The 2,391-nt window shown below is 38.7% G+C and carries 2 protein-coding genes; both read right to left on the reverse strand.

The window, feature by feature from the left end; all coding sequences use genetic code 11:
* Window positions 1-175 precede the first annotated feature (175 nt).
* Window positions 176-1,018 carry a hypothetical protein gene (locus H6G97_RS49910; protein WP_190947634.1) on the reverse strand — a complete coding sequence of 281 codons (843 nt, stop codon included), beginning with the start codon at window positions 1,016-1,018 and terminating at the stop codon, window positions 176-178.
* 56 nt (window positions 1,019-1,074) lie between these two features.
* Window positions 1,075-2,391: ATP-binding protein (locus tag H6G97_RS49915; protein WP_422394294.1), on the reverse strand; the 1,317-nt coding region annotated here is incomplete at its 5' end.

The raw sequence follows: 2,391 nt of genomic DNA on the forward strand, positions 1-2,391 counted from the left end.
GCTTATTTTCAAGGATGAGTTTACTTATTTATGGCTGAATAGTTAGCTAATTTATCCTTAAATAAAAGTTCTTTTATTAGAGATAAGTTAATTTATACGATTGCAAAAGAATCGATTTACTTTGTTTATAACCTTGTCAAGTTTTGCACTTGTATAAATGACTTTGAAATCTTTATTAGTTTTTGTTAGGAAATAAGGTGCGTTTCCCCTGGATATATTCGTTTTTACAAGCACCAGCAATTGCTCTTTGATAAAAATCTTCCGCCTCAAGGATATTACCCAATACTCTAGCTTTCTCTGCTTGAACTAAATCGTATTTATGCTGAAAATTCATCGGTGCATAATGCGCCCATTTTAGCAGCTTATCCTGGTTACTTATGACTTTGAAGAGCAGTTGTTTTTGTTCTGATTTGGAGACGGACAGATATACTACCAGCCGCACCAAGGAATCGTAGAAATGGAAGTTAGGAACACTTACCATTCCTATTGTACCCTCTAAATACTGTTCAGCAGAGGTTGCATTTTCTAGAGCTTGAGTAAACTTCCCCAACAGATAACAGAGTATAAGTTTGTAAAGATACAGTAAATGAAGTGAGTTTTTATCATTAACAGCTAAGTGAAATGGTAGTGATTTCTCTTCGTCGTAGGCATCACCTTCTAAACAGCAAGAATTTTCATCTATCGAGAGTAAATTAAGGACTACCTGGTGGTGCATTTGATTCTGACTTAAGTTATTTCCTGCTTCCAGTTGAGCTATGGCATTACTATAAAAAGCCATCTCCCGTTCCAGCTCCGTCAGTTTTAAACCATTGAAAAATGAATATCGACATTTGCTCACTGCGGCATTGCTAGCATATTCAAAATCTCCGTTGTCTATGCCGCTAGAGTAAGCTTCTTGTAAAAGTGTAATGGCATCTCTGAGATGATGTTTTCTATGAACTATGAACGTTGCAAATAGAAAAATTATTTTAGACTTGAGTTCTTTAGCATTGAAATGTTCAACTAGACTTAAAGCCAATTGACCAAATTGATAAGCGGATTCAATATCGTTGGCTCCCCCAGCTAAGATTAGTCCTAAGCAGCATAAGCAAAAGATGAAAAAGGTGAATTCCCATATTTTATGGATAAATTCACTTGTTCGCAGGTAATCAGTGGTAACAATACAGATGCAACTTGATACGTAGCAGAACCTATACTGGATGAGATACGCATAGCTGCCAGCTTGTAGGCATCTGTCATGGACGGTAGCTTTACTAACTCCTCTATGTTTCTCTGCATTAAAGCAGCCGTTGTTTCCTTCAGCCTTTGCTTAATATCCAACTCAGTTGGCAATTCTAGTAAACTTACGCCTAACTGTTCCAGTACTTTTAGCCCTATTTTGATCGCTTCAAGTTGTTGGCTCTGCGCCACACAGCTTTGGATTTTTACTTCATAAACTTTTACTTTGTCCAGAATGGTCTTTGCTTGCTGCAAGACAACTGTAGCCCATTTCTCCATCTCATCGAAGTTACCGCACAGATACGCTACTTCTGTAGCTTCTGAATGCAGAGCTAAGGTAAGGTCATACTGACCTTGCCAACTCTCACTTCTAAACAATTCTATGCCCGTGGTTAAATACCTTAATGCCGCACTAAAAGCTGTCGCCGCTTTTGCTTTCCTTGCTGCCATCAAATTCAACTGTGCGATCGCTTCTCGTTCTACTGGTTCAATCATCAGTTCAATACTGAGATTTAGATGGTCAACAATTTCAAAGATATTTTCCGATAAAGTTTCGCCTGCTTGCTGCCAAAGATTGCGGCCGATTTGTAAGTGAAGGATTTGTTTTTGATTTTCGTCAATCAGAGTAGACGCCGCTTGTTGAATGCGGTCATGCAAAAATTTATAATCCTGAATTAATAGTTGAGCATCTAACTCCGATGTAGGTAGGATGACTCCTGCATGAACTGCTTCAATCAATTCGGGGTAAAGCTCATCTGGTGATTTTTCACAGATAGTAGCGAGGATGCTTAAACTGAAATTAGTACCAACACAAGCTGCCAAACTTAAGAGGTTCTGCGTTGATTGTGGCAGTTGCTTGAGCTTGCCAATCATCAACTCCACCACATTGTCAGTTATATCTCTAGCATGAATTTGAGCGATATCCCATTGCCAGGTGCGACTCGCAAAACCAAAACTCAGTAGATATTCAGCGTACAGAGTTTTAAGAAACTCATTTACAAAGAAGGGATTCCCATCAGTTTTATTTATTATTAACTCTGCTAAAGGTTGAACCCAAGCTGTGTCACTATGTAATGTATCGGCAATTAATTGAGCGACAGCCTCCAACCCTAAAGGCTCTAAAGTAAGCTGATTAATCGTCGTCCCCGCTTTTCTCAAATCCTCAAGAGTGAT

The organism is Nostoc flagelliforme FACHB-838 (genome assembly GCF_014698065.1).
GTDB classification, from domain to species: Bacteria; Cyanobacteriota; Cyanobacteriia; order Cyanobacteriales; family Nostocaceae; genus Nostoc; species Nostoc flagelliforme_B.